Origin of the sequence: Klebsiella sp. I138, assembly GCF_051131765.1 — a bacterium.
Classification (GTDB): Bacteria; Pseudomonadota; Gammaproteobacteria; order Enterobacterales; family Enterobacteriaceae; genus Klebsiella.
In genome coordinates this window covers 5,181,658-5,206,377 of record NZ_CP180447.1, presented here as the reverse complement: position 1 = coordinate 5,206,377, position 24,720 = coordinate 5,181,658, and the positions used below count along the sequence as shown (strand labels likewise).

The window sequence follows — 24,720 nt, the reverse complement described above, 5'->3', positions numbered from 1 at the left end:
GTGCACAGCACCTCCAGGGGAATTACCCGGCAGATGCCGCGTCACGTTCTGCTTTGGCTAATAGCTTCTTCAGCGAATGAGAGACGGCGACAAATCCAAAGGTCGCGGTGACCATCGTCGCCGCGCCAAAGCCGGAGGCGCAATCCATGCGTTTCGGGCCTTCGGCAGTGCTCTTCATGGCGCATACGCTGCCGTCGGCCTGCGGATAGACCAGCGCTTCGGTAGAGAAGACGCAATCAATCCCCAGCTTACCTTTGCTGTTCTTCACCACGCCAAACTGACTTTTCAACCGTTCACGCAGCTTCGCCGCCAGCGGATCCTGGATGGTTTTCGCCAGGTCAGCCACCTGAATCTGCGTCGGGTCGATTTGCCCACCCGCACCGCCGGTGGTCACCAGCGGCACCTTATACCGGCGGCACCAGGCGATTAACGCCGCTTTGGGACGCACGCTATCGATGGCGTCAATCACGTAACTAAAACCGCCGCCCATATACTCAGCCACGTTTTCCGGCGTCACAAAATCGTCAATCACCGTTACCTGGCATTCAGGGTTAATCAGACGAATACGCTCTGCCATCACCTCGGCTTTCGCCAGCCCGACGTTACCGCCCAGAGCATGAACCTGCCGGTTGGTGTTGGTGACGCAAACATCGTCCATATCAATAAGGGTGATTGCGCCAATTCCGGTTCTTGCCAGCGCTTCAGCCGCCCAGGAACCGACGCCGCCGATACCGACTACGCAGAAGTGCGCATCGGCAAAACACTGTAGCGCTTTTTCACCATATAAACGCGCCGTACCGCCAAAACGCTGGCGCCAGGCGTCGCTGATTACAACAGACATAAAACCTCAGAATGCATTAGGGCCTGCCAGCGCAGACCCCGTAGTACGGATTAAAAATGGATACGACCGTCAGACAATCCCGCTGGCGGCGCGCTGCGTCCGCCGGGCGACAAAATAGCTAACGTTAGCGCGTTAACCGCTAAAGACGTTCCCGGCGCCCGGGGCGTTTTTCAGCACCCAAACGCGACCATAGTGGTTATACCAACCGGCACGATGACCGGCATCGGATCCAATACCCTGATAGATGTCGAAGTGCTGGCCTTTAATCGCCCCACCAACATCCAGCGCGACCATCAGACGCAGCTCGTACTGACCGTTAAACTTGCCGCTATTATCCAGCAGCGGGACCTCCGCCAACAAGGTCGTACCCGGCGGAATAATACTGCGGTCGGAAGCCACAGACGCACGGCCAATCAGCGGAACCGCGCTGGCGCCTTTCACCGGCGCAAAGGACTGCGGCTTAAAGAAGACGAACGACGGGTTTTGCTCAAGCAGCTCACGAACTTCGGCTTCGCTGTGGTTTTCGCCCCATTCACGGATCGCCTGCATCGACATATCTTCTTTCTTCACTTCGCCGCGGTCGATCAGGACTTTCCCAATACTGCGATACGACCAGCCGTTTTTCCCGGCATAGCTAAAGAAGTTCAGCGGCGAGCCATCGCCAAAATCAATGTAGCCGCTGCCCTGTACGTCCATAATAAAGTTGTCCATCAGCGAATTGCTGTAGGCCAGAATATAGTTGTCACTCAGACCACCGGCGTAAATGCTGGCGCGAGACGGTAGCTTGCCGCGCTTCGGCGGCATGCGATAAATCGGATACTGGAATTCGCCCTGGCGGGTATGACGCGCCTGCACCACCGGGGTGTAGTAGCCGGTGAACTGAACGTTGCCGTAGCTATCGGCCCCCTGCATCTGCCAGGCATCAATACCGTACTGACTCAGCGTGCGGGTATCGCCGCCGGCACGTAGCCACTCCTGCAGCGCGTTATAGACGTTGCTCTGGCTATTATAAAGACGCGGCGATGCGCTACGGATCTGACTAACCTGCTCAGAGAAGTCCCCGGCGTTAATCGGTGAACCGACCGCATCAGGCTGGTTAACCAATGAAAACGGCTGGGTCAACTTTCCTTCATTATACTGCTGACCGCGATCGGTCGGTTTTGAGGAACAGGCGGCGAGCATCGCCAGCATTGCTCCTGTCGCTACATACTTTGCCCAACATCCTTTCATGGTATCTCTTCTTTATGCTGCTTAGTCGCGGTTCGTGATGAAGGAAGATAACAAACCCCCAGGGCTATTGAAATGCGCTAAAGCACCACAAATACAATCTTGCTCAAAAAACAGGCCGGAAATGGCTCTTTATACACCACTTATTACAAATTTGATGATTTTGCTGAAAAAGGGTTGCATCAAAACGCGAGCGGAGTATAGTGCGCTTCCACGGACGCGGGGTGGAGCAGCCTGGTAGCTCGTCGGGCTCATAACCCGAAGGTCGTCGGTTCAAATCCGGCCCCCGCAACCAATTAAAATCAGATAGCAGTAAACGTTACTCGATGGAAGAGTAATGACGGACGCGGGGTGGAGCAGCCTGGTAGCTCGTCGGGCTCATAACCCGAAGGTCGTCGGTTCAAATCCGGCCCCCGCAACCAATTTTAGATCTGATAGCAGTAAGCTTTACTCGATGGAAGAGTAAAAGACGGACGCGGGGTGGAGCAGCCTGGTAGCTCGTCGGGCTCATAACCCGAAGGTCGTCGGTTCAAATCCGGCCCCCGCAACCAACACAATGAACACCCTGACGGGTGTTTTTTTGTTTCTGCATACCGGTCACGGTCACGCCAGCAATACCAACAACTATTCTTACCCGCCGCCAATCAGGCGCGATGAATACTCGTCACGTTAATACTGGCCTTTTCTTGCCACGATGATGTCAGATGCGCCATCGCCTCCCCTTACGGAGCGGAAATGGCGCACGATGCTGAACACCTCTGTTACGGCAATACTGTTCAAATAGCCGGACTCACAGCAGAGCCAGCAGGAATATCAGCTCGCCCAGCTCAATCGCCGCCCCCAGCGTGTCGCCGGTTTGCCCGCCCAGGGTGCGTTTCAGCAATTGCCCAAGGACAAAAATGGCCACCACGGTGATCCCCAACGCCGCCACGCCGTGCATCCCTGGCAGTAACATAGCGGCGAGAATTGCCGTTAACCCCAGCGTCACGCAGGTTTGCCGCCCGCTCACTTTGCCGATAAATACATTGCCCAGTCCTTCTTCACGGGCATAGCGATGGCGGTACATCAGCAGTGCGGAAACGCCACGCCCGGCGGCACAGGCGGCAGCCAGCGCGGCCAGCATCGACGTTCCGCGCAGCGCCAGCTCGCTGACGACCAGCACTTTTGCCAGCAGAACAAAAATGAGCGCCAGTCCGCCGTGAGTCCCCAGCCGGCTGTCACGCATAATCTCCAGCATCCGTTCCCGGCGGCGAGCGGAAAACACGCCGTCGCAGGTATCGGCCAGGCCATCGAGGTGAAAACCACCGGTCAGCAGCGCCAGCGCTAAAATACAAAACAGCGCCGCGAGCGGAATACCGCACCAGGATTGAACGGCCAGAAACACCAGCCCGCTCAGCCCGCCCAGCAGCACGCCGACCAGAGGGAAAGTGACAATCCCACGGACATACCGATCGATCTCCAACCCCTGCGACCAGCGCTCCGGCACCGGTAAGCGACTCATAAAAGAGAGCATTGCCCAAAATAGTTTGATCATTTAATTTTGACTCCAATACCTGACACTACCAGCCAGACCTCATCCGCTGCCGCTGCCAGGCGCTGGTTGACCCGACCGGCAATATCGCGAAAATGCCGCGCAAGGCGGTTTTCCGGGACAATCCCCATCCCCACTTCATTGGTAACCAGAACGACCGTCGCCGGGCAGCGCTGACAGGCGGCAATCAGCGACTGAATCTCGTCATCTATCATCAGTTCCATCGCCGAAAAATCCCAGTCGTCCGGAGAGCTATCGCCCCCCTGGGCAAACAGCATATTGGTTACCATGGTGGTCATGCATTCCAGCAGCACGGCTTCCTGCGGGTCGTTGCCCGGCGTAATCACCTCATCGAGATGGCGCCAGCGTTCGACGGTGCGCCAGTGGGCCGGTCGGCTATCGCGATGGTGTTGAATCCTCTGAGCCATTTCCTCATCAACACTCTGCGAGGTCGCGAGATACAAAACCTGTGGCGAATTGGCAATGAGTGCCTCGGCGTGGCGGCTTTTTCCGCTACGGGCACCGCCGGTAACCAGAATCAGCATGATGGCTCCTGATGCTGCTGCATAATATGATAAATCTTTTCGATATCAATATGCTGGCGCATAGCAGCGGCCAGCACATCAAACTGCTGCGATTTGTATTGCGCGTAGTGAAGAGTGGTATCCAGCGCTTCCAGCCCTTTGCGCTGCCGCAGGCCGTTGACCAGCGCGCGAGTGAAATCATCGCTGTCGAACAGGCCATGAAGGTAAGTACCAAACGCCAGCCCGTCGTCCGTCATTGCCCCGTCAGCCACCCGCCGGCCATTTTTCTCCAGCTGCATCACCGGCCGGCAGTTCCCGTTCAGGGTCGTTTCACCCATATGTATTTCGTAGCCTCGTACCTGCAGGGCAGAAGCCCCTGCCAGCCAGTCCGGAAGGGCTGCCGCCATCGTAGCCTCCACCTGAGTGGTGGTTTTATGTCGGGCAAATTGCGTCACCGTATCGAGCAGACCGAGTCCGGGCAGCGTTCCCAGACCGGACTCTACTTCATCGACAATCGCCTCACCCAACATTTGATAACCGCCGCAAATCCCCAGCACCGGTATTCCCTGCTGATGCGCCTGCAATACGCCCAGCTCCATTCCGCTGTCGCGCAGCCACAGCAGATCGCCCAGCGTATTTTTACTGCCGGGCAGGATAACTAAATCGGCCTGCGTCAGATCCTGCGGGTGCCGCACGTAGCGCACGCGTACATCCGGCTGCGCCGCCAGCGCATTGAAATCGGTGAAGTTTGAGGTATGGGGCAGTTGAACGACCGCAATGTCGATTTCGCGCTTCGCCGTGCTCAGATACTTCCCTTTCTGTAGCGCCACGCTGTCTTCATCCTCCAGATCGACCTCCAGCCACGGCAGCACCCCCAGCACGGGAACACCGGTTAACGCTTCGATCTGTTCGATTCCGGAATAGAGTAGCGCGATATCACCGCGGAATTTATTGATGATCACCCCTTTAACCCTGGCGCGTTCCTGCTCCTCAAGCAGCGCCAGCGTCCCGTAAATCGCGGCAAACACGCCCCCTCTGTCGATATCGGCAACAAGGATCACCGGGCATTGCGCCATTTCCGCCATCCCCATGTTGACGATATCGCGATCGCGCAGGTTGATCTCCGCCGGGCTGCCGGCCCCTTCCAGAACCAGCACGTCATACTCCTGCGCCAGGCTGCGATAGACCGTCAGGATCTGTTCGCGCAGGCGCGGTTTATATTCGTGGTAGCTCACCGCATCCATATCCGTCGCCACTTTGCCCATCAGCACCACCTGGGCTTTAAGATCGCTGGTTGGCTTCAACAAGATGGGGTTCATGCGCACATCCGGCGCGATACCGGCCGCTTCAGCCTGAAAGATCTGCGCCCGGCCCATCTCCTTGCCATCCGCCGTGATCCCTGAATTGAGCGCCATATTCTGCGATTTAAACGGCGCCGTGCGCAGGCCATCCTGATAAAAAATGCGGCATAATCCAGCCACCAGCACGCTTTTACCGACGTCGGACGCCGTTCCCTGCAGCATGATTGCCTGCGTCATGACGTCTCCTCGTTCGCATTTTTTCGCATTACTCTTCCATCCCGCTTCTGTTTTATGTTGCAACTGCCCTGGCCACAAAAAGCCATCTTTCGTTCTCAGGCCACGCCTGCCCACAGATACCGCACCGCCATAAACAGCACCAGCGCCAGCGTCGAAGCCACCCACATCAGGCGCAGGGTGCGGGGAATATCATCGACCGAAATATCGCGTACGGTGTCGCCAATCCAGGGTTTTTCCACCCGCTCGCCAAAATAGTCGTTTGGACCGCCGAGCCGGATACCTAACGCACCGGCGACGCTGGCTTCCGACCATGCGCAGTTAGGGCTGCTGTGTTGATAGCGATCGCGCCAGCCAATACGCAGGGCACGCGCACCGTCGTAACGACATAAAAACGCCGCCAGGCTGAACAGCAGCCAACTCAGGCGCGCGGGAATAAAATTCGCCACATCGTCAAGACGGGCGCTGACCATACCGATAGCACGATATTTTTCATGTTTATACCCCACCATGGAGTCGAGTGTGTTAATCGCTTTATAGGCCATCGCCAGCGGCGCGCCGCCCAATAGCAGGAAGAACAGCGGCGCAATAATGCCATCGACGGTGTTTTCTGCAACCGTCTCCACCACCGCGCGATTTATCTGCTCAGGCCGTAGCTGCGAAGTATCACGCCCGACAATCCAGGCAAGTTTTTCCCGACTTTGCGCCAGGTCGCCCGCGCGTAGCGGACGTTCAACTTCTCTGGCGGAATCCGCAAGGCAGCGCCCGGCCAGCAGGGTAAAGATCATCCACACCTCAATCACCCAGCCAAGCCAGGGATGGAGAGTTTCCGCCAGTTTCAATATGCCCCAGGCCAGGAACCACGTAAGCCCAACCACCGTCAGCCACATCAGCCCACCGCCGATGCGCAGCGCGCGTTGGCTGTGACAGTGCCGGCGCACGATTCGTTGAATAATAGTGATGAGATTGCCAATCCAGCGCACCGGATGCGGCCAGCGCGGCGGATCGCCGATAACAGAATCGAGGATCCAGGCGACGCACCAGGCAAGCAGCGTCATCGTCCCGGCCCCGTGACTAACCGCCAACGGGCGAAAATGAATGAATGGAGTTGTACCGCCATACCCTGTTCCTGTTCAGGGTGGTCGGGGTGTAAAGGTGCGCCTGACGCCATCTTTCGACGGCACGCATCTGAGCAACCCACTTCCCACCGAAGTTGTTGATAATCACCGACAGGCAGGTTTTCTGGCTTAGCGTCATCCTCACCCGCCCTTCCCGGTCTCACGATCGGTGGTATTTACGGGGTTGTCAGCATCACAGCAGCGGGGGCTGCGGAGGATTGTCACCTCCTTCCCTGGCACCTGTTGGTTAGCCTGATGCTTCAGAGATCCGGCCTGACGTATCCCGGATCTCTGAAGCATCAGGCAGCGTATTATGCCATACGCAGGAGCCGGTCGCTTGCGGAGTCAGACGTCGGCGGAGAGGAGGGCGCTGAGCGCGGTAAGCAGGCGCTGATTCTCCTCAGGGCTGCGAATGGCCACGCGGAAATAACCGGCACTCAGTCCCGAATAGTTTGCGCAGCTGCGGATCAGAATATGCTGGTGCAGCAAAGCCTGTTGCAGATCGAGCCCGCTGAGATCGCAGCGTAAAAACAGATAGTTTGCCCGCCCCGGGTAAACGGTCAGGCCGCGCAGCTGGCGGAGGGCCAGATACAGGCGACTGCCCTCCTGCGCCAGCCATTGCCAGGTAGCCTGCTGATAGGCGCTGTCCTTGAGCACTATTTCACCCGCCAGAGCCGCAAAGGCATTAATTGACCACGGCATTTGCTTCTCACGCAGCCGGGCCACGGCTCGTTCATCGCTGTTAACCAGGTAGCCAAGACGCAGGCCGGGAATCGCATAAAACTTGGTGAGGGAGCGGAGCACCCAGATGTGGGGGTTATCCTGCAGAAAGGGAATAAAACCCGACCGGTCGGGAATAAAATCGATAAATGCTTCGTCCAGGATAAGGGCAATCCCCGCGTCCCGGCAGCGGGCGGCAATCGCCTCAAGCAGCGCGTGTTCAGGCAGAAGACCGGTAGGATTATTGGGCGTACAGAGGAATAAACAGTCCAGCTCTGGCGTCAGTGCCTCAAGAATAGCGTCGGTCAACTGCCAGCCATCTTCCTCACGCAGCGCGAATTCCAGGACCGTGCAATCGACCGCCTGCAGCGCGCGGCGATACTCCGCAAAACCGGGCGTCACCACCATCGCCCTGCGCGGCTTCAGGCCGTGCGCAAGCGTAAAAATAGACTCGGTTTCGCCATTGCCAGCCAGTATCCACGATGCGGGAATGCGGTGGTGTTCCGCCAGCGCAAGATGCAGCTGCTGATATTCAACGTCAGGATAGCGTTCTGCCCGTTCAAGATTATCAATAAGCGCGCGCTTTACGCATTCCGGCATGCCGAGGGGATTAATGTTGGCGCTAAAATCCAGCAGCTGTTCCGCCGAGATGCCCAGCAGCGCGGCGGCTTCCCGGGTATTCCCGCCGTGCGCGCTCTTCAGTAGCGCCATCTCCTGCTCCTGTGTTATCCGCGCCTTGCCAGCGTAGCGCCATCGGCGAAGTAGGCTTTAATTCCCGCCAGAATCGACTCGGCGACCTGCTGCTGGAAGGTCGCCGTTTTCAGCTTACGTTCTTCTTCCACGTTGCTGATAAACGCCGTTTCCACGAGGATAGACGGTATATCCGGTGCCTTCAGCACCGCAAAACCCGCCTGCTCCACCTGGTTTTTATGCAGGTTATTCACTCTGCCCATTTTTTGCAGCACCGCTTTGCCAAACTTCAGGCTATCGGCGATGGTCAGCGACTGCACCATGTCGAACATCGTATGGTCGACATAGCGATCGCCGCTTTTACTCACCCCCCCGACCAGGTCAGAGGCGTTCTGGGTCTGGGCCAGATATTTTGCGGCGGTACTGGTTGCGCCTTTGGTCGATAGCGCAAACACCGATGAGCCTCGCGGCTGTCGGCTGGTAAAGGCATCGGCGTGAATCGAGACGAACAGATCGGCACGCTGCTTTTGCGCCTTGGCAACGCGGACCTTCAGCGGAATGAAGACATCTTCATTCCGGGTCATGTAGGCCCGCATGTTGCCCTCTTTTTCGATAAGCGCACGTAGCCGGCGGGCAATTTGCAACACCACGTCCTTCTCGCGGGTATGGTATTTTCCTATTGCGCCGGAGTCTTCGCCGCCGTGGCCCGGGTCGAGCATAATCACGATCGGCCGGTCGCGCCCGGCTTTGCCCGGCTTCGGCCCGCTTTCGGCAGGAGGCACCTGACGCTCAAGATCGCCTTTATTGTAATCTTCCAGTAACGCCAGCAGCGGATCCTGAACATCGGTCGCGGTCGAAGGATAAAGATCCATGACCAGACGTTCTTTAAAACCAGCCACCGGCGCCAGGGCAAAGAGCTGCGGTTTAACGTTCTGCTTAAGTTCAAACACCATGCGCACAGTTTGCGGATCAAACTGCCCGACGCGCGCGGACTTAATATAAGGATCGTCATCGCGAATACTCGCTCCCATGCCTTTTAGCACGGAGTTAAGATTGACGCCTTCCAGATCCACCACCAGCCGTTCCGGATTGCTCAAGGCAAACTGTCGATATTTCAGCACATGATTCGATTCTACCGTGACGCGCGTATAGGTTGACGACGGCCAGACGCGTACAGCGACGACCTGCGCGGCAGCCGCTAAGCCTACCGGGCTGACGCTCATTAACCACATTGCGCCCGCCCCCTGTAAAAAACGACGACGGCTTAATCCTGACTTGTATCCCGGCATGCCACTCCCAAGCAATAAAAACGTATTCGTACTCAAAACAGACAGATTGACCGGAAACTTTAACGAAAGCTGCATAACCTGTCATCAATAAAAGGGTAAACAATCTTAGACAGCACGCTTTTGATCACAGATTTTTATCAGTTTCGGCGCAAATTTAGACTTGCGTTTAATGCTGAAACAGAATAAAAATACACTAATTACGAATAATCATGCATTGAGGTCAAGTCATGGTGAAGGAACGTCGCACCGAACTGGTAGAAGGATTCCGCCATTCTGTCCCCTACATTAACGCCCATCGGGGGAAAACGTTTGTCATCATGCTTGGCGGCGAAGCAATTGAGCATGAAAATTTCTCCAGCATTGTCAATGACATTGGTCTTTTGCACAGCCTGGGCATCCGCCTGGTAGTGGTCTATGGCGCACGCCCGCAGATTGACGCCAATCTGGCAGAGCACCACCACGAGCCGGTTTATCATAAACAGACCCGCGTTACCGACGCCAAAACCCTCGAGCTGGTTAAGCAGGCTGCGGGCATGCTGCAGCTGGAAATTACCGCACGCCTGTCGATGAGCCTGAATAACACCCCGCTGCAGGGCGCGCATATCAACGTGGTGAGCGGTAACTTTATTATCGCTCAGCCGCTGGGCGTCGATGATGGCGTTGATTATTGCCATAGCGGGCGCATCCGCCGTATCGATGAAGATGCGATTCATCGCCAGCTGGATAACGGCGCGATTGTACTGATGGGCCCCGTTGCCGTTTCGGTGACCGGCGAAAGCTTTAACCTGACCTCTGAAGAGATTGCTACGCAGCTGGCCGTTAAGCTGAAGGCCGAAAAAATGATCGGTTTCTGCTCATCCCAGGGGGTTTACAATCAGGATGGCATGATTGTTTCCGAGCTGTTCCCGAACGAAGCTCAGGCGCGCGTAGAAGAGCTGGAGGCCGAAGAGGATTACAACTCTGGTACGGTGCGTTTTCTGCGCGGGGCCGTGAAGGCCTGTCGCAGCGGCGTGCGTCGCTGCCATCTGATCAGCTATCAGGAAGACGGGGCGTTGCTGCAGGAGCTGTTCTCACGCGATGGTATCGGGACCCAGATAGTCATGGAAAGCGCCGAGCAGATTCGCCGCGCCACCATTAATGATATCGGCGGAATTCTTGAGCTGATTAGCCCGCTGGAGCAGCAGGGTATTCTGGTGCGCCGCTCGCGCGAGCAGCTGGAAATGGAAATCGATAAATTCACTATTATTCAACGTGATAACACCACTATCGCCTGTGCCGCGCTCTATCCGTTCCCGGAAGAGAAAATCGGTGAGATGGCCTGCGTCGCGGTGCATCCGGATTACCGCAGCTCATCGCGCGGTGAAGTGCTGCTGAACCGCATTGCCACTCAGGCGAAGCAGATGGGCTTGAGCAAATTATTTGTCCTCACCACCCGCAGTATTCACTGGTTCCAGGAGCGCGGCTTTACGCCGGTTGATATCGACCTGCTGCCGGAGAGTAAGAAAGAGATGTACAACTACCAGCGTCGTTCAAAAGTGATGATGGCCGACCTCGGCTGAAGCAACCTCCCCGGTGGGCACGACGCCTGGCCGGGGAAATAACGAACCAGAGGTTACGCGCCGCGGGCAAAAATATCCGCCAGCCCGCTGCGCCGCTCGGTTCGGGCGACGATGGACTGGGTCAATACCTGCTCGTCGGCATAAATCGACAGCCGCTGTTTGGCCCGCGTGATTGCGGTATAGACCAGCTCACGGGTGAGCAGCGGTACGATTTTAGCGGGCAGAATCAACGCCGCATGAGTGAATTCCGATCCCTGCGATTTATGTACCGTCATTGCCCACGCGGTGTCGTGCTCCGGCAAGCGGCTTGGCTGCACCGACTTAATGCTGCCATCCGGCATCGGGAACCAGACACGTAGCCCCTCTCCTCGTTCCAGCGCAATCCCGATATCGCCATTGAACAACCCCAGAGCACTGTCGTTGCGCGAAATCATCACCGGGCGCCCCTCATACCAGCGCGAATGCCTCGGTAGCGTAATCGCCCGCCGACGGTTAAGCATCTGCTCCAGCTGTTCATTCACTCCGCTGACGCCGTAGGGGCCATCGCGCAGGGCGCACAGCAGCTGGAATTCACCGAAGGCGGCAATCAGTGCCTCCGGCTCTGCCCGCTCGCGCAGCAGTTGCAAATAGCGACCATATCCCGCCTGCGACTGCATGAGCATCGCTTCGTATTCTTCAGTCGTACTCAGCGGATGCAAAACAATATCGTCGAAGGGCTGGCGTAGCGTCGCTCTCACGCCGCTGCGATCGCCGTTGTTCACCGCACGGGCCAGACTGCCGATGCCGGAATGGCTGCCGAAACGGTAGCTTTTTTGCAGCAGGCACAGGCTGTCGCGCAGTGCGCCCGCAGCCTCACTTTCGCCAGCCGGTACCGGGTGGCCGGTCAGCCGGGTCAGCTGCGCCGCGCGCGCCGCGGTATAGCCAGTATTCACCCAGGCACAAATATCCCCGAGCACCGCTCCGGCTTCCACGGACGCCAGCTGATCGCGGTCGCCGAGGAAAATGACCCGTCCATGTTCCGGCAACGCATCAATCAACCGCGCCATCATTGGCAGGTCAATCATTGAGGCCTCATCTACCACCAGCACATCCAGATGCAACGGATTGCCAGCGTGATAGCGCATCCGCTGACTGCCGGGCTGAGCGCCCAGCAGACGATGCAGTGTGCTGGCCTCGGTGGGCAACAGCGTCTTCTGCTCATCGCTCAGCGGCAGGCGACGCAGCGCCTCCCCCAGCGATTCCGTCAATCTTGCCGCCGCTTTCCCGGTCGGCGCCGCCAGACGGATCCGGCAGCGTGGCTGACGGGTCGTCTGAATCAGCGCCGCCAGCAGCCTGGCGACGGTAGTGGTTTTCCCGGTGCCGGGGCCGCCGGAAATCACCGAAATACGGCGGGTCAACGCCACCGCAGCAGCAACCTTTTGCCAGTCTGTTTCCGCGCTTGCAGGGAACAGCGCATCCAGCGTGTGAGCCAGTTGAACCTCATCAACGTCCACAACCTGGTTGGCTTCATTGAAGAAACGCGCGACGGTCAGTTCATTACGCCACATCCGGTTGAGGTAGAGCCGGTCGCCGCAGAGGACGATCGGCGTCGGCCGCTCGCCGCCGCTAACCGCCTGCGAGGCGAGCAGAAGCGCCGACCAGTCATCAGGTGACCCCGCCTGCGCCAGCAGCTGTTCGCGCAGATCGTTGGCTTTTCCGCTCAGAAGCTCGTCCGAGCGCAAACGTGAAATCGGCAGACAAACGTGTCCTTCGCCGGCATCGCGACTGAGCACTGCCGCCGCCAGCTTCACCGCCGGATGCGCGTCTTGTGCCACCATCAGCGCAAACTGCACATCTAACGGGCGCAGCATGCGCTGATTTACCGCTTCCAGCAGCAGTTCATCCATCGTCATGGCAGGACCTCCTCCTGTACATCTCCGGCAAACAGCGCATCCAGGCCGTCAATCAGCGGCTGCGCGGGGCGTGCGGTGAAAATCCCCTGCTCGCCACCCTGTCCGTCCATGCCGCGTAAAAAAAGATAAATCACGCCGCCGAAATGGCGTTCGTAATCGTAGTCAGCAATGCGGTGGCGCAGGTAGCGGTGCAGCGCCAGGCTATAGAGCTGGTACTGCAAATCGTAACGGTGCGTCCGCATGGCCTGTTCCATTGCCTGACGGGTATAGGCTTCGCGGTCTTCCCCCAGCCAGTTCGATTTATAATCCAGCAGATAATATCGGCCGTTATGGCGGAACACGAGATCGATAAAGCCTTTTAACATTCCGCGGACCTGGCGAAAGTCCAGGGGCGGGCAGTCCACAGAGAGCGGATCGTAGCGGCGAATCAAGGCGTCCAGGCGCTGCGGTTCCAGCGGCCGTTCGATCGGCAAATAGAAAGCCATCTCCACCTGCTTATCGCCTGCGGTGAGCTGATTGAGCGCTATTCCGGCGCCCGGTAGCGGAGTCCGCAGCACGTCGTCCAGCCACTGCGTGAGTACCGGCGTCCACTGTTCTCCGAAGCCCCCGGACTGCAGCTTTTCCGCCATCCAGTCGGCAGGAACCGGCTGGGTAAAATCGAGGTCTTCAAACAGGCTGTGCAGGAATGTCCCCGGCGATGCCCCGCGCGGAAACTGATGCGGCGTGAGCTGCGGCTCTGTGGCAACCTCGCCGACGCCAGCGGCGTCGACATCAAGACGCGGGAGCAGATCCTGAGCCACGCTGTGGCCATGCTGCTGCAACCCGGAATAGCTGGTGACCCGCCAGTCATCGGTGACCTGCCGGGCAAGGATCCTCGCGGACAGCGGCGGCAGCGTCTCCTGCGGCGCCTGCCAGGGTGTGGGATCCGGCGCATCGGGCATTTGCAGGGCGATATCCTCGCAGCAGAACGCCTGCAAACGCGCGGCCAGCCCGGCGGCATCCATCGCTTCGCCGCCTTGCAGCAGGCGCCCGAGCGCGCTCTGATGAAAATCACTGGCGCCGGGTTTGTCGCTGCGCCGGGTACTCAGCGGGGCAACACCGAGGCTACAGTGCCAGACCGCGCGAGTCAGGGCGACGTAGAGCAGGCGTAAATCTTCCGCCAGGCGCTCCGCTTCCGCCAGCTCCAGACTGCCTTCGTCCTGACCCAGATCGAGCACTGCGGCAAACGAGTCGCGATCGTGATAAAACGCCTGATCCTGTTTACGGAAACGGGCAATAAACGGCAGCCAGACCAGCGGATACTCCAGCCCTTTGGATTTGTGCACGGTGACTATCTGTACCAGGTGCTTATCGCTTTCCAGGCGCATCTGCTGACTGGACGCGTTGCTGTCCGGTTCGGCAATATGCTGCGTCAGCCAGCGCACCAGCGCATGTTCACTTTCCAGTTGGCTGGCCGCCTCCTGTAGCAGTTCGCTGATATGCAGGATATCGGTTAAACGACGTTCGCCGCCGACGGTCACCAGCAGGTTTTCCGCAATTTGCCGGGCGCTCATCAGCGCACGCAGCATCGGCATCACGCCACGCTGGCGCCAGATTTGTCGGTAGCCGCTGAACTCTTCAACCAGTTCGTCCCAGGCACGTTCATCCTGATTAAGGCGTTCAATATCCAGCGCATTCAGGCCGAATATCGATGTCGCCAGCGCACTGCGCAACGTATTTTCGCGTTCGGGAGCCAGTACCGCCTGCAGTACCCATAAAATCTCCTGCGCTTCCGGCGTATCAAACACGCTATCGCGGTTAGAAAGATACACCGACGGGATAGCAAGCCGCCGTAACGCATCGCGGATTAGCGACGCTTCCTGGCGGTTACGCACCAGGACCGTAATATCGGAGGCCTGTACCGGCAGGGCTTCTTCTCCACGCCAGAGCAGCGCGCGCCCCTGTTGACCGGCGCTTAGCCAGTCGCGAATTTGCGCCGCGCACAGCTGCGCCATATAAGCCTGATAATCACCGGCCCCGACGCCCTCGCCCGGCATCAGCCAGATGTTCATGGCTGGAACTGCGTCGTTATCAACGGTAAAGCGCAGTCCGCGGTTTTTCCCTGCCGGTTTGACCGGCAGGAAAGGGATCTCGCGGAACATAAAGGGATTATCGCTCAGGCTGAACAGACGGTTAACGCTTGCAACCATCCCGGGGGCCGAACGCCAGTTGGTATCCAGCGTATAGTGCGCCGCCACGTCGCCGCGCGCTTTCATATAGGTGAAAATATCCGCGCCGCGAAAGGCGTAGATGGCCTGCTTGGGGTCACCGATAAGCAGGAGCGCCGTCTCCGGCTGCTGCCGCCAGATGCGGCGGAAAATACGATACTGCTGCGGGTCGGTGTCCTGAAATTCATCAATCATCGCTACCGGGAAGCGCTGGCGAATGGCGCCGGCCAGCGCGTCTCCACTCTCTCCGCGCAGTGCGTCATCAAGCCGGCTGAGCATATCATCGAAGCCGAGTTCGCCGCGTCGGCGCTTCTCGCGTGCTACCGCCTCACGGATTTCCACCATCGCCCTGGCGATAACCAGATCCGTCAACGTCAGCGGGGAAGCCAGCAGCTGTTCAACCGCACTAAACAGCGGATGCACCGGCGGCTCGCCGCCCGCTTTGGTGCGTTCATACAGGAAGGCCTGAGAAAATTTCTCCAGCGCTTCTGGCAACTGGTAGCTTAGCGTCTCTTCCTGCGCCCAGAGGTTGATTTTCTCTATCCATTTTCCCTGGTTGCCGCGATTGAACTTGCGCCGGTCGAGGCCGGAGTTCTCCAGCACGCTGTCAATCTCAGCAACCTGCTCCCGCCACTGCGTTTTCATGGCATTGATGCGCGTAATAATTTGCTGATGGCGTTCGGCCAGCGTCTCTTCTTCCGCCGGCGGGGATTTGAGCTGTGGCGCTTCGCCCTGCAACCAGCGGTCGAGGGATTTCAGCAGATCGCGCGGACCTTTCCACGCGTCATGAATAACCGCGGCAATCTCCCGCGGCAGCGGATAGCAATGACGACGCCAGAAGTCGGCGCAGGCCTGGTAGCGCAGCCGGGACTCATCCTCGATCAGCTGCTGCTCAAACAGCATGCCGGACTCAAAGGCGTTCAGGCTGAGCATCCGCTGGCAGAAGCCGTGGATAGTAAATACCGCCGCTTCGTCCATCTGCCGTTCCGCCAGCAGCAGCGTATTCGCCGCCTGCTGCTTATCCGGGATTTCGGCCAACAATGCGGCATAGAGGGGGTCGCTCGCGTTTTCACGCAGGCAGGCAATACGTAGCTCGTGGATATTACTGCGAATACGGCCACGCAGTTCTTCGGTAGCCGCCTCGGTGAAGGTCACCACCAGCAGCTCTTCCACGCTGACCGCGCGAGGAAAGGCGGATTCCCCGCCAAGTCCCAGCAGCAGCCGCAGGTAAAGTGCGGCGATGGTAAAGGTTTTTCCTGTGCCCGCAGAGGCTTCTATCAGGCGCTCACCCATCAAGGGCAAGCGCAGGGGATCCAGAGGCTCAGCGGTTTCGGTCATTCGTTCTCTCGCATCAGGGGTAAGGATTTCTGCAATGCGCTGACGTTTTCCCAGACTTTGCCACCCTCAGGGTGGACGTAATCCGTCTTGCCATTCTGGCTGCCGGAAATCTGGGACAATATCGCCATGCCTTGCGGATCCACTACCGTCTGATGGAAGAAGTCGGCAAGTACTTGCGGCGTCAGCAGTTTAATCTGAGCCACTACTTTATCACGTGAATCGAAGCGCATATTACCGCGATCGAAATCTTTGCTGAGCTGCGAGGCTTCACCACCCAGGGTTTGCGGCGCCTGGATCATCTGGCTAATCACCGCCTGCTGGATTTGCGCAAACTCTGTCGGGCTCATCGCCCGGAGTCTGGCTTCCGCCGTTGGGAAGAACGCTTTGAAGCGCTGCCAGAGGAAAGCCGGCTGTTTATCGCTGCTTTGCAGCAGGAAACCCATGCCCCACTGACGCCCGACGTTCATCGGGAAAGCGAAGACCGCATAGCCAAGCTGCTCTTCGGTACGCAGTTGAGTATAGAACCACGGTTGAATGATCTGCCCGAGCAGGGAGCTGGCGGCGGAACTACTGTATTCATCCATGTTCGGCGGTGCGAAGACGGCAGCCAGTGCCGAATCGGTGCTGTTGCCAGGCTTTTCAAAAATCGCCAGCTGTTTACTGTTGATCAATACGTCTTTGTTGCGACACCACTCATTGCCATCGGCCCCCAGCTGCTGCTGGATCTGGCGCGCCATGGCAGTGGACTGTTCAGCCGTGAGATTACCAATAACCAGCAGTTCCGGGCGCCCTTTCGCTTTCAGGTTATCGCGGTAGGCCAGCACATCTTTCAGGCTAATTGACGGCAGCAGACCCCGACGCTCCTCGCGTTGGAAATAGGGAACCTGAGACAGCATCTGAACCGGCATTATCGCCTGGTCGTAGGCTTTGCCTTTATCCGCCGAATCCATCATCTGCGCATACCAGGATTTGGCTTGATCAAGCTGCTCTTCGGTGGGCGTGTAGCTGAAATAGCCGTCCAGCAACGCGGTAAACAGCTGAGGCAGCCGCTGGGTGTAGCCATTGGCGTTGACCATCAAGCCGTTATTGGCGCCGGTAGAGAAGCTGATCCCGCCGACTGCCGCCTGGTTACTGAGCTGATCGAGAGCGATGCCTGCCAGATAGTCATTCAGCGCAAACATGACCTGGCTCCGGGCGCTGTCCATGGCCTGCGGGTTACGCAGTACCAGGGAAACGTCAGCCTTGGGTTCACTGGCAAAAAACTGACTCGGCGCATAGACCACGCGCAGGGTCGGCTCATCGACGATCAGCTGCGGATGCGGGTAGGCTTTATCACTTTTAATCAGCGTAAAATCATCGGGGATATAAGGGTTCAGCACCGGCAGCTTCAGATCGATAGCGCTCGCCTTCTGCTGCCAGTCGCTGAAGGTCTGGGCGCTAATCTTGTCGACCTGATACGGCGCATTTACAAAGTAAGCCGTCTTGTTATGCGGCTCCTGCGGGCTGATATACCAGATGCGCGCATTTTGCGGCGTCATCATCGCCAGCCGGTCTTTAATCGCCTGCGGATCGTAACGATCGGCAATGTTGACCACGTCCAGCGCGTGCTCCACCGGTACGCGGATCATGGTGTCCGCCAGCCATTCTACGTAGTCCATATCGCGGTTGATCGACGGATAGCGGAAATCAAGCGCCAGAACATGGGACAGCTCATCGAAATAGCGTTTGTCGATGCCCTGGCTACGCAATACGTTGAGGTAGCTGAAGATAGCCGCCGCCACATCATCACGATGGGCCAGGCCTTTATCGGTCAGGGTTGCGGAAATCGCCAGCACGCCGCTGTTGCCGTTAACAGCCGGATCGGAATCGGCGCGGATACCTTCTACCAGGCCTTGCTGCTGCAGCCAGTCAGATAAGGTCCCCGGGCTGCGGTTGCCAATCAGGTAGGTCACGAGTTCGTCTGTTTTGCTACGGAACTGGTCGCTGTTGTTATCAATACGGAATTCAACGCGCAGCACTTTTCGCGGCATGGCCGGGACGTAGTGAATGATGACGCCCTTTTGCGCATCGGTCACAACCGGGACGGTAATTTCCGGTTTGCTGATGTTGTGGTTTGGCACCCGGCCATAGGTTTTCGCCGCGATGCTCGCCAGCTCCGGCAGCGGTTTGTTGCTGTATATGACCGCCTTCATCAGGTTCGCGGAATACCAGCTGTCGCGGAAGGTATGCAGAGCATCGAGCACCGGTTTACCGGGTTTGTCGCTCAATGTTTCGAGGTTACCGCCGGAAAAATGCGAGGCCGGGTGCGCCGGGTTAATGGTTTCGGCACTCACCTGCGCCATGCGCATCCCGTCACGGGTCCGCGCCATGGTCAGCTCGGCGTTGACCGCGTTACGTTCGCGATCGGCATATTTTTTATCCAGCAGCGGGGCTGCAATGGCATCGGCAAGTCTGTCGACGGCCCCATCAAGCGCGTCGTTTTCGACTTCGAGATAGAACGCGGTGCGATAAGGCGCGGTGCTGGCATTATGGCTGCCACCGTGCATTTTCAGGAATTCGGCGAGACTGTCAGGCTGCGGATAATTCTTCGAGCCCATCAGCGTCATGTGCTCCAGAAAGTGAGCCAGGCCTTGATGATCGACAGGATCCTGTAACGACCCCACGGGCACCACCAGCGCAGACAGTGATTTCACCGCCTGCGGATCGGAAACCAGCAGGACCACCATGTCATTATCCAGGCGAATAGCCTGATACTGTCGGGGATCTTTTTCGCTTTTTCGAATGGTTTCCTGAATCGGTTGCCATCCGGTATCTGCCTGACTTAACGGCGCCCAGAGGGCAGCCAGCACTACAATAACCTTGAACCATACACTGCGGGGCATTCACGAACCTCATCATTAACAAACTTTGCGCTGACAGCGTCAGCGTTATGCACATCAGTCCGTGATTGGTTGCGCATGATAATTGAACACCTCATTCTGCGCAATTTTTATACTATTACAAATTTATTCGGACTGATGGAAACGAAATATCGGCAACAGGTAGCGCTGTGTTTGCGTAATAATTTCTTCATAGTAAGCCGGTTCAAGCGTGCGCCACAGACGCTGGTACCAGACATCCGTCCCTTCACCGCTGACCACCATATTGCCTTCATAGGCCTGAAGAAATTTGCTACGCGCTTTTTGCTGCGTCTCTTCGTCCATTAACATGACATCCTTTTCAGCGTCATAACAGACTTTTAGCCATGCACCGCCGCTTTCCGGCAGCAGCAGCAGCGGCCTGGACAAACCTTGCAGATAGCCCTCTACCAGTTCATCAAGGTATGCCTTTGCCTGCTCTTGCGCCAGCGGCGGGAAACGCCATTCGCCCTCTTTACGCACCAGCAGCCGGCTTTCACCGGTTCCGCCACTAGCACAGTAGACAAGGTGTTCCAGCCAAAGTTGCATCCCTTGCGCAACGCTCAACAGCGAAGGCCGCCAGCGCAGCAGGCCGTCGGATTGTACCTGTTGCAGCCACCCCGTAATGTTGACTCCATTACATTGCAGATCGATTTCCATGCTTTGCCCCGGCAGGCGGCTGTCGATGACCCGTGCGGCAAGATTCTGCATCTCCTGACGCTGCGTCTCCCAGGCCAGTTCACCAAATGCACCAAAGGGCAGCTCTCCTGCCGCACGAAAGCGGCGATACATCATTGATGCATCCGGTTGTTCAATCAGCGTATTTAGCAGCTGCTGATTCAGCTGGTAGCGACTCAGCCCTTCCAGGGTAAAGGGTTCGTCATCCGGAATCTCACTCTCTTCGGAGCGAAAGTTGACCCGCAGGCGCTGCTGGAAAAAGGCGCGAACCGGGTGCTGCCAGAAGCGCAGCAGCTGTTCAAACGGCAACGTCTCGATGGCCGGTGCCGGCAGCGGCTGGATAAAGTCGCTATGCGCTTCTCCCTGCTGGCTGGCGGCCGCCAGCCACTCCCGGGCATAGCTTTGATGCTCATCATCACGGAAATTCGCCGCATCGAAGGGCATTCGCGTGTGCAGGTGCGTAATATGTTCTTTGACGTGCCGCTCACTGGCGTCACAATCCAGCGCTTCGTCCCCGGCCAGACAGTGGCTCTGGCCAATATAGTCCGCCAGCTCCTGCACCAGAACAGAGGGGTAGCGTTCGCTATTGTCCTGAATCGAGCGGCCAATATAGCTGATATAAAGTTTTTGTTCGGCGGACATCAGCGCTTCGAGAAACAGATAGCGGTCATCGTCGCGGCGACTGCGATCGCCGCGCTGCGGCTTCTGGCTCATTAAATCGAAGCCCAGCGGCGCCAGCGTGCGTGGATAAATACCGTCGTTCATCCCCAGCAGGCACACCACTTTAAACGGAATAGAGCGCATCGGCATCAGGGTACAGATATTGACCGGGCCGGCGAGAAAGCGCTGGCTGATACGCTGCTGATCCAACCGCTGTGATAGCTCATCGCGCAATAAAGACAAGGGAACGGCCTGGTCATATTGTGCCTGAGCCCCTTCGCCAATGACCGCCTGCCACTGCTGTTCAATCAGCGCCAGCGCCGCTTCGGTGTCGCTATCGGGCAGGAAAAAGTCGTTTAACAGCTCGCGACAAAGCGGCAGCCATTCCGCCAACGGACGTTCCTGGGCCAGCTTCCGCCGCCACAGGTTGAGCTGCATCAGCAACGAGGCCAAATGACCAACCAGCTCGGCAATCAGTCCGCTGGACTCATCGTACGGCAGAACCGACTGCCATTCGCCCTGGCTGCTGTCCATCGCATAGCCCAGCAGCATGCGCGTCAGGCCAAAGCGCCAGGTGTGCTGCCCGGTGGCGGGTAAATCCAGTTCGCGTACGTTATCGTCGTCCATCCCCCAACGCACGCCGGATTCGTTAACCCACTGACGCAGGTAGCGCAGCCCCTCTTCGTTAATGTTAAATCGCGCGGCGAGAACCGGGACATCCAGCAGCGCCAGGACATCCTCACTGGCAAAGCGGCTGTCGGGCAGAGAGAGCAGCGTAATAAACGCTTGCAGAGCCGGATGCGATTCAGTGGCACGCCGGTCGGAAATCGCCCACGGCAGCCAGCGTTCACCGCTGGCGCTGCCGAATACCGCCTGGATATACGGACTGTAGCTGTCGATATCCGCCACCATCACAATAATATCGCGCGGCGTCAGCTCAGGATTGTCCTCAAGCATCGCCAACAGCCGGTCGTGCAGCACCTCGACCTCGCGCTGTGGGCTATGGCACACGTGGATGGTCAGGCTACGGTCGTCCGGAGCCAGCGGGCGTTTGCTGCGGCTGTGGGCAAACTCTTCAGCGCTCCGCCCGGCTACCGCGGCATTACGCAGCTCAAGGATATCCGCCTGTAAATTGTGCAGCAGATTATCCGGCGTGATATCCACAAAGGCATCCAGCTCTTCATAGCGTTCCAGCCCGGCCAGCAGATAAATATAATCGCGCCCCAGTTTCCCCCAGGAGGCAAGAAGCGGATTGCCCACATCCTGTTCCCCGGCATCGTTAAACAGCCCCGGCGCCTGTTCGGTATCGCGAAACAGCGGGAGTTCGCGGGATTCACGATGATGGCGGCGCTGACGCGACATCAGCTTCGCCAGAAAGGCCGGGTCTTTAATATCGCCCCAGTAATAACGACAGGGGTTGGTGAACAGAACATACACATCGACGTGTTTGCCCAGCGCCTGAAGCGCCTGCAGATAGACCGGCGGCAGCGCCGAAATACCGCAGATAAAGACTCGCGAAGGTAGCCCGACCGGAGGCGCATCCGCGGCCTCCAGGGTGCTGATAAAACGCTGATACAAATTGGCACGATGCCAGAGCGGCTGCCCCAGCTCCGAGGTGTGTTCAACCAGCGCCTTCCATAGCGGTGCCTGCCACTGCTGGGCTTCGCCGAGGCCCTCGACACGTTCATCGGCCTCCCAGCGCATCAGCCATTCCGGGCGATAGACCAGATACTGGTCATAGAGGTCGGCAACCCGGGCAGCCAGCTGGAACAGCTTACGTTTGTCGCTATCGTCACTGAGATAATGACGCAGCAGCGTAAACGCATCATCTTCGAGACGCTGCGGCAGCAGGGTCATCAGTTTCCAGCTCATACTCTGTTTACTGAAGGCGCTTTCACCAGGAATATCCGACAGTACGCGAACAAACATGTCCCAGATAAAGCTCGCCGGTAGCGGGAACTCGATATTGGCGGCGATGCCAAACCGTTTTGCCAGCGTCATCTGTAGCCACTGCGCCATCCCGGTACTTTGCACCAGCACCATTTCCGGTTTGAAAGGGTCGTCCAGCCGCTGGCGCTCGACGATAAACTCCATCAACGCTTCAAGAACATCCAGACGGTTTGAGTGGTACACCCTTAACATATTCGCTCCTGACTACTGATTTACCGGGCAATGCAGCCGGGTCATCTGCGCCCGTTTGTCTACGGGCATGGTGATCGTTACCGTGATGCTGACACATCTTGCCGTCGATGTCTGCAAGCGGGTGACGGACCCACCGCCGGGGATCGCCGGCGGGTAAATCTGGCCGTAGCGCCATGCATCACGCCATAGCTGGCGATACTGATTTAGCTGAATGAAGCCGCTGGCCAGCCCGCGCTGATAGCCGCTAAGTGCAGTCACCACCATAACCAGTAGCGCCATCGCCAGCAGCGTCTCCGGCAGGCTAAACCCGCTCTCGTGGTTTACGGCATCAGACACAGGTTCGCCTCCGTCAGTGGGCAAAAATCACTCCAGCCATGGGGAGAAAACCGCACCATGCCCTCCTCAATCCCCCCGGACTGCCACAGTAAAACGCCCCCGCCGCTGGCGATCAGCAGGACGGATGCATCGTCAAAAATTCGCAGGCAGGCGTGCCAGCCCTCGGCGTCGGCGTGCTGGCAGGCGCTGGCATCTTGTATCAACCATGCGAGCCCTTTGCCCCACTGCAGCGCAGAATGGGCCCTGGCCGTTTCGCGGATGGCCTGAGTTTCACCGGCGGTTTGCGCCAGCAGAGCGCGCTGCTGCTGGTTCAGCCCCTGCAATAACAGGCTGCCCAGCGCCAACAGCAAGAGCACCATAAGCAAAGAGGAGAACCCTCGCTGACGGCTCACAGGTTATATCCCGTTACGCGATATTCTGCCTGAGCCGAAATGCGAGGGTCTGTAGCCGAATGCGCCGCCAGCGCCACGGTGAACTCAGGGGAAAAACCGGCCATATTCTGGCGGGTAATCTGAAAATGGGTCACGTTGAGTGCTCCGGGGTTCGTCATTTTTTCCCACCCTCCTTCGCTGCACCCGACCGCGCCACGCCGCGTTTCCAGCGCCCCATTATTCAGACGAAACCCTGTCGAATCGGATGTCGCTGCCGGCATAGATTCCCAGACGCCGTTGCTATTACTATCCCAACGAACGATAACGCAGGAACCAGCGCTGGCGATGAGCAGCGGCTGTCCGACGCACTGCCCATGGCAATACCCCGCTCGCTGGAGATGTTTTGCTACCGTATAAACACGCTGCCACAGTTCGTTGTCCAGCGACTGTTGCTGAGTCTGCCGCAGCACCTGCCGCTGTAATGCCGGCAGAAAACGCGATGTACCCACCAGCAATATAGCGCTGATGGCCATCGCAATAAGCGTCTCGGCCAGCGAAAATCCGCGGGAAATTAGAGGCATGAGGCAGTCTCCTCATTGCGGCACAGGCGAATTCGCCCCCAGTCAGAGACGATAATATTCCAGCTGCCTCCTGCGCTTTGCAGACGGATATGCCCGGCCCAGGCGCTGTTACGCACCCCATAAAAACCTAGCCCCGGCGTGATGTGGCTGAGAGCCACTTCGGGCCAGCGCGGGTGCAACGTAAAGGGCGTTACTGGTGCGCATCCCGTAGGCTCATCCGCAGCACTCAGGCACCAGCTGCCGTCACGTTGCCCCACGCGCACCAGGCGGTTGCGGTTATGCCAGTTTGCGTCGTCACGCAACAGCACCAGATAATCGCGCACCTGGCCGGCGGTTTGCCACAAACGCTGTTGCTGCTGCCAGCGCTGCCAGCCGTAGAGCCCGCTGGTGCTCAGGATAAGTATCAGCGCCAGCGCGATCAGGGTTTCAATGAGGGTGTAGCCACGTTGTCGGTTCATGCCGCGAGTATGGGGAAAAAACATAGTGCAGGCGACGGGCAAAACAGCGTTTCGCGTGGCGTGCCGAAACCAGGCGCAACGTGTGCAGAGGGTTGCAAAAAAACAGGCAACGCGGTTCCAGATGCA

The 24,720-nt window shown here is 58.1% G+C and carries 17 protein-coding genes, 3 tRNA genes and 1 riboswitch; of the genes, 4 read left to right on the top strand and 16 right to left on the bottom strand.

Annotated elements, in window-relative coordinates; translation table 11 throughout:
- Positions 1–22 precede the first annotated feature (22 nt).
- Positions 23–841 carry a tRNA cyclic N6-threonylcarbamoyladenosine(37) synthase TcdA gene (tcdA, locus tag ACMYSK_RS24395; protein WP_434639022.1) on the bottom strand — a complete coding sequence of 273 codons (819 nt, stop codon included), beginning with the start codon at positions 839–841 and terminating at the stop codon, positions 23–25.
- 132 nt (positions 842–973) lie between these two features.
- On the bottom strand, positions 974–2,071 hold the full coding sequence (gene mltA, locus ACMYSK_RS24390; protein WP_434639021.1) for a murein transglycosylase A: 1,098 nt from the start codon (positions 2,069–2,071) through the stop codon (positions 974–976).
- Positions 2,072–2,286: 215 nt separating this feature from the next.
- On the opposite strand from mltA, the gene ACMYSK_RS24385 reads away from it, so the two are divergent.
- The 3 genes from ACMYSK_RS24385 (at position 2,287) to ACMYSK_RS24375 (ending at position 2,619) form a co-directional block, all read left to right on the top strand.
- Positions 2,287–2,363: transfer RNA gene (locus tag ACMYSK_RS24385), tRNA-Met, on the top strand.
- Between the two features lie 50 nt (positions 2,364–2,413).
- A tRNA-Met gene (locus ACMYSK_RS24380) sits at positions 2,414–2,490 on the top strand.
- Positions 2,491–2,542: 52 nt separating this feature from the next.
- Positions 2,543–2,619: transfer RNA gene (locus ACMYSK_RS24375), tRNA-Met, on the top strand.
- 239 nt (positions 2,620–2,858) lie between these two features.
- Here ACMYSK_RS24375 and cobS read toward each other — a convergent pair.
- The 6 genes from cobS to amiC all read right to left on the bottom strand — a co-directional run bounded on the left by cobS (position 2,859) and on the right by amiC (position 9,475).
- A complete protein-coding gene (gene cobS / locus ACMYSK_RS24370; protein WP_434639020.1) occupies positions 2,859–3,602 on the bottom strand; it encodes an adenosylcobinamide-GDP ribazoletransferase in 744 nt (247 codons plus the stop codon).
- The gene (gene cobU / locus ACMYSK_RS24365) at positions 3,599–4,144 is read right to left on the bottom strand and encodes a bifunctional adenosylcobinamide kinase/adenosylcobinamide-phosphate guanylyltransferase (protein ID WP_434639019.1); all 546 of its coding nucleotides are present in this window, start codon (positions 4,142–4,144) and stop codon (positions 3,599–3,601) included. The genes cobS and cobU overlap by 4 nt, the downstream gene beginning before the upstream one ends.
- Positions 4,138–5,661 carry a cobyric acid synthase gene (locus ACMYSK_RS24360; RefSeq protein ID WP_434639018.1) on the bottom strand — a complete coding sequence of 508 codons (1,524 nt, stop codon included), beginning with the start codon at positions 5,659–5,661 and terminating at the stop codon, positions 4,138–4,140. The genes cobU and ACMYSK_RS24360 overlap by 7 nt, the downstream gene beginning before the upstream one ends.
- A gap of 95 nt (positions 5,662–5,756) precedes the next feature.
- The gene (gene cbiB, locus ACMYSK_RS24355; protein WP_434639017.1) at positions 5,757–6,716 is read right to left on the bottom strand and encodes an adenosylcobinamide-phosphate synthase CbiB; all 960 of its coding nucleotides are present in this window, start codon (positions 6,714–6,716) and stop codon (positions 5,757–5,759) included.
- A 157-nt stretch (positions 6,717–6,873) separates the two neighbouring features.
- A riboswitch (cobalamin riboswitch) is annotated at positions 6,874–7,035 on the bottom strand.
- Between the two features lie 86 nt (positions 7,036–7,121).
- The gene (gene cobD, locus ACMYSK_RS24350; RefSeq protein ID WP_434639015.1) at positions 7,122–8,207 is read right to left on the bottom strand and encodes a threonine-phosphate decarboxylase CobD; all 1,086 of its coding nucleotides are present in this window, start codon (positions 8,205–8,207) and stop codon (positions 7,122–7,124) included.
- Between the two features lie 14 nt (positions 8,208–8,221).
- Positions 8,222–9,475: an N-acetylmuramoyl-L-alanine amidase AmiC gene (amiC, locus tag ACMYSK_RS24345; RefSeq protein ID WP_434639014.1), complete on the bottom strand. Its 1,254-nt coding sequence runs from the start codon at positions 9,473–9,475 to the stop codon at positions 8,222–8,224.
- 227 nt (positions 9,476–9,702) lie between these two features.
- Here amiC and argA point away from each other — a divergent pair, with 227 nt between their 5' ends.
- A complete protein-coding gene (gene argA / locus ACMYSK_RS24340; protein ID WP_434639012.1) occupies positions 9,703–11,034 on the top strand; it encodes an amino-acid N-acetyltransferase in 1,332 nt (443 codons plus the stop codon).
- 53 nt (positions 11,035–11,087) lie between these two features.
- Here argA and recD read toward each other — a convergent pair whose 3' ends face one another.
- The 8 genes from recD to ACMYSK_RS24300 form a co-directional block, all read right to left on the bottom strand.
- Complete coding sequence (gene recD, locus ACMYSK_RS24335; protein ID WP_434639010.1) at positions 11,088–12,926, bottom strand: exodeoxyribonuclease V subunit alpha; 1,839 nt, start codon at positions 12,924–12,926, stop codon at positions 11,088–11,090.
- Positions 12,923–16,471, bottom strand: a complete 3,549-nt coding sequence (recB, locus tag ACMYSK_RS24330; RefSeq protein ID WP_434639009.1) for an exodeoxyribonuclease V subunit beta — start codon at positions 16,469–16,471, stop codon at positions 12,923–12,925. The genes recD and recB overlap by 4 nt, the downstream gene beginning before the upstream one ends.
- On the bottom strand, positions 16,468–19,353 hold the full coding sequence (gene ptrA / locus ACMYSK_RS24325) for a pitrilysin (RefSeq protein ID WP_434639007.1): 2,886 nt from the start codon (positions 19,351–19,353) through the stop codon (positions 16,468–16,470). The genes recB and ptrA overlap by 4 nt, the downstream gene beginning before the upstream one ends.
- Positions 19,354–19,476: 123 nt before the next feature.
- Positions 19,477–22,848, bottom strand: a complete 3,372-nt coding sequence (recC, locus tag ACMYSK_RS24320; protein WP_434639005.1) for an exodeoxyribonuclease V subunit gamma — start codon at positions 22,846–22,848, stop codon at positions 19,477–19,479.
- A gap of 12 nt (positions 22,849–22,860) precedes the next feature.
- Entirely contained in the window at positions 22,861–23,127 is a 267-nt protein-coding gene (locus ACMYSK_RS24315; protein ID WP_434644334.1) for a prepilin-type N-terminal cleavage/methylation domain-containing protein, read from the bottom strand.
- A 41-nt stretch (positions 23,128–23,168) separates the two neighbouring features.
- A complete protein-coding gene (locus ACMYSK_RS24310) occupies positions 23,169–23,576 on the bottom strand; it encodes a DUF2509 family protein (RefSeq protein ID WP_434639004.1) in 408 nt (135 codons plus the stop codon).
- A complete protein-coding gene (locus ACMYSK_RS24305) occupies positions 23,573–24,136 on the bottom strand; it encodes a prepilin peptidase-dependent protein (protein WP_434639003.1) in 564 nt (187 codons plus the stop codon). The genes ACMYSK_RS24310 and ACMYSK_RS24305 overlap by 4 nt, the downstream gene beginning before the upstream one ends.
- On the bottom strand, positions 24,127–24,594 hold the full coding sequence (locus ACMYSK_RS24300) for a prepilin peptidase-dependent protein (RefSeq protein ID WP_434639001.1): 468 nt from the start codon (positions 24,592–24,594) through the stop codon (positions 24,127–24,129). Before ACMYSK_RS24300 ends, ACMYSK_RS24305 begins: the two co-directional genes overlap by 10 nt.
- Positions 24,595–24,720 lie beyond the last annotated feature (126 nt).

Excerpts from the sequence above, each read along its gene's own strand:
- tcdA (WP_434639022.1), bottom strand. The coding sequence starts at position 841 with ATGTCTGTTGTAATCAGCGACGCCTGGCGCCAGCGTTTTGGCGGTACG.
- mltA (WP_434639021.1), bottom strand. The coding sequence starts at position 2,071 with ATGAAAGGATGTTGGGCAAAGTATGTAGCGACAGGAGCAATGCTGGCG.
- cobS (WP_434639020.1), bottom strand. The coding sequence starts at position 3,602 with ATGATCAAACTATTTTGGGCAATGCTCTCTTTTATGAGTCGCTTACCG.
- cobU (WP_434639019.1), bottom strand. The coding sequence starts at position 4,144 with ATGCTGATTCTGGTTACCGGCGGTGCCCGTAGCGGAAAAAGCCGCCAC.
- ACMYSK_RS24360 (WP_434639018.1), bottom strand. The coding sequence starts at position 5,661 with ATGACGCAGGCAATCATGCTGCAGGGAACGGCGTCCGACGTCGGTAAA.
- cbiB (WP_434639017.1), bottom strand. The coding sequence starts at position 6,716 with ATGACGCTGCTTGCCTGGTGCGTCGCCTGGATCCTCGATTCTGTTATC.
- cobD (WP_434639015.1), bottom strand. The coding sequence starts at position 8,207 with ATGGCGCTACTGAAGAGCGCGCACGGCGGGAATACCCGGGAAGCCGCC.
- amiC (WP_434639014.1), bottom strand. The coding sequence starts at position 9,475 with ATGCCGGGATACAAGTCAGGATTAAGCCGTCGTCGTTTTTTACAGGGG.
- argA (WP_434639012.1), top strand. The coding sequence starts at position 9,703 with ATGGTGAAGGAACGTCGCACCGAACTGGTAGAAGGATTCCGCCATTCT.
- recD (WP_434639010.1), bottom strand. The coding sequence starts at position 12,926 with ATGACGATGGATGAACTGCTGCTGGAAGCGGTAAATCAGCGCATGCTG.
- recB (WP_434639009.1), bottom strand. The coding sequence starts at position 16,471 with ATGACCGAAACCGCTGAGCCTCTGGATCCCCTGCGCTTGCCCTTGATG.
- ptrA (WP_434639007.1), bottom strand. The coding sequence starts at position 19,353 with ATGCCCCGCAGTGTATGGTTCAAGGTTATTGTAGTGCTGGCTGCCCTC.
- recC (WP_434639005.1), bottom strand. The coding sequence starts at position 22,848 with ATGTTAAGGGTGTACCACTCAAACCGTCTGGATGTTCTTGAAGCGTTG.
- ACMYSK_RS24315 (WP_434644334.1), bottom strand. The coding sequence starts at position 23,127 with ATGGCGCTACTGGTTATGGTGGTGACTGCACTTAGCGGCTATCAGCGC.
- ACMYSK_RS24305 (WP_434639003.1), bottom strand. The coding sequence starts at position 24,136 with ATGCCTCTAATTTCCCGCGGATTTTCGCTGGCCGAGACGCTTATTGCG.
- ACMYSK_RS24300 (WP_434639001.1), bottom strand. The coding sequence starts at position 24,594 with ATGAACCGACAACGTGGCTACACCCTCATTGAAACCCTGATCGCGCTG.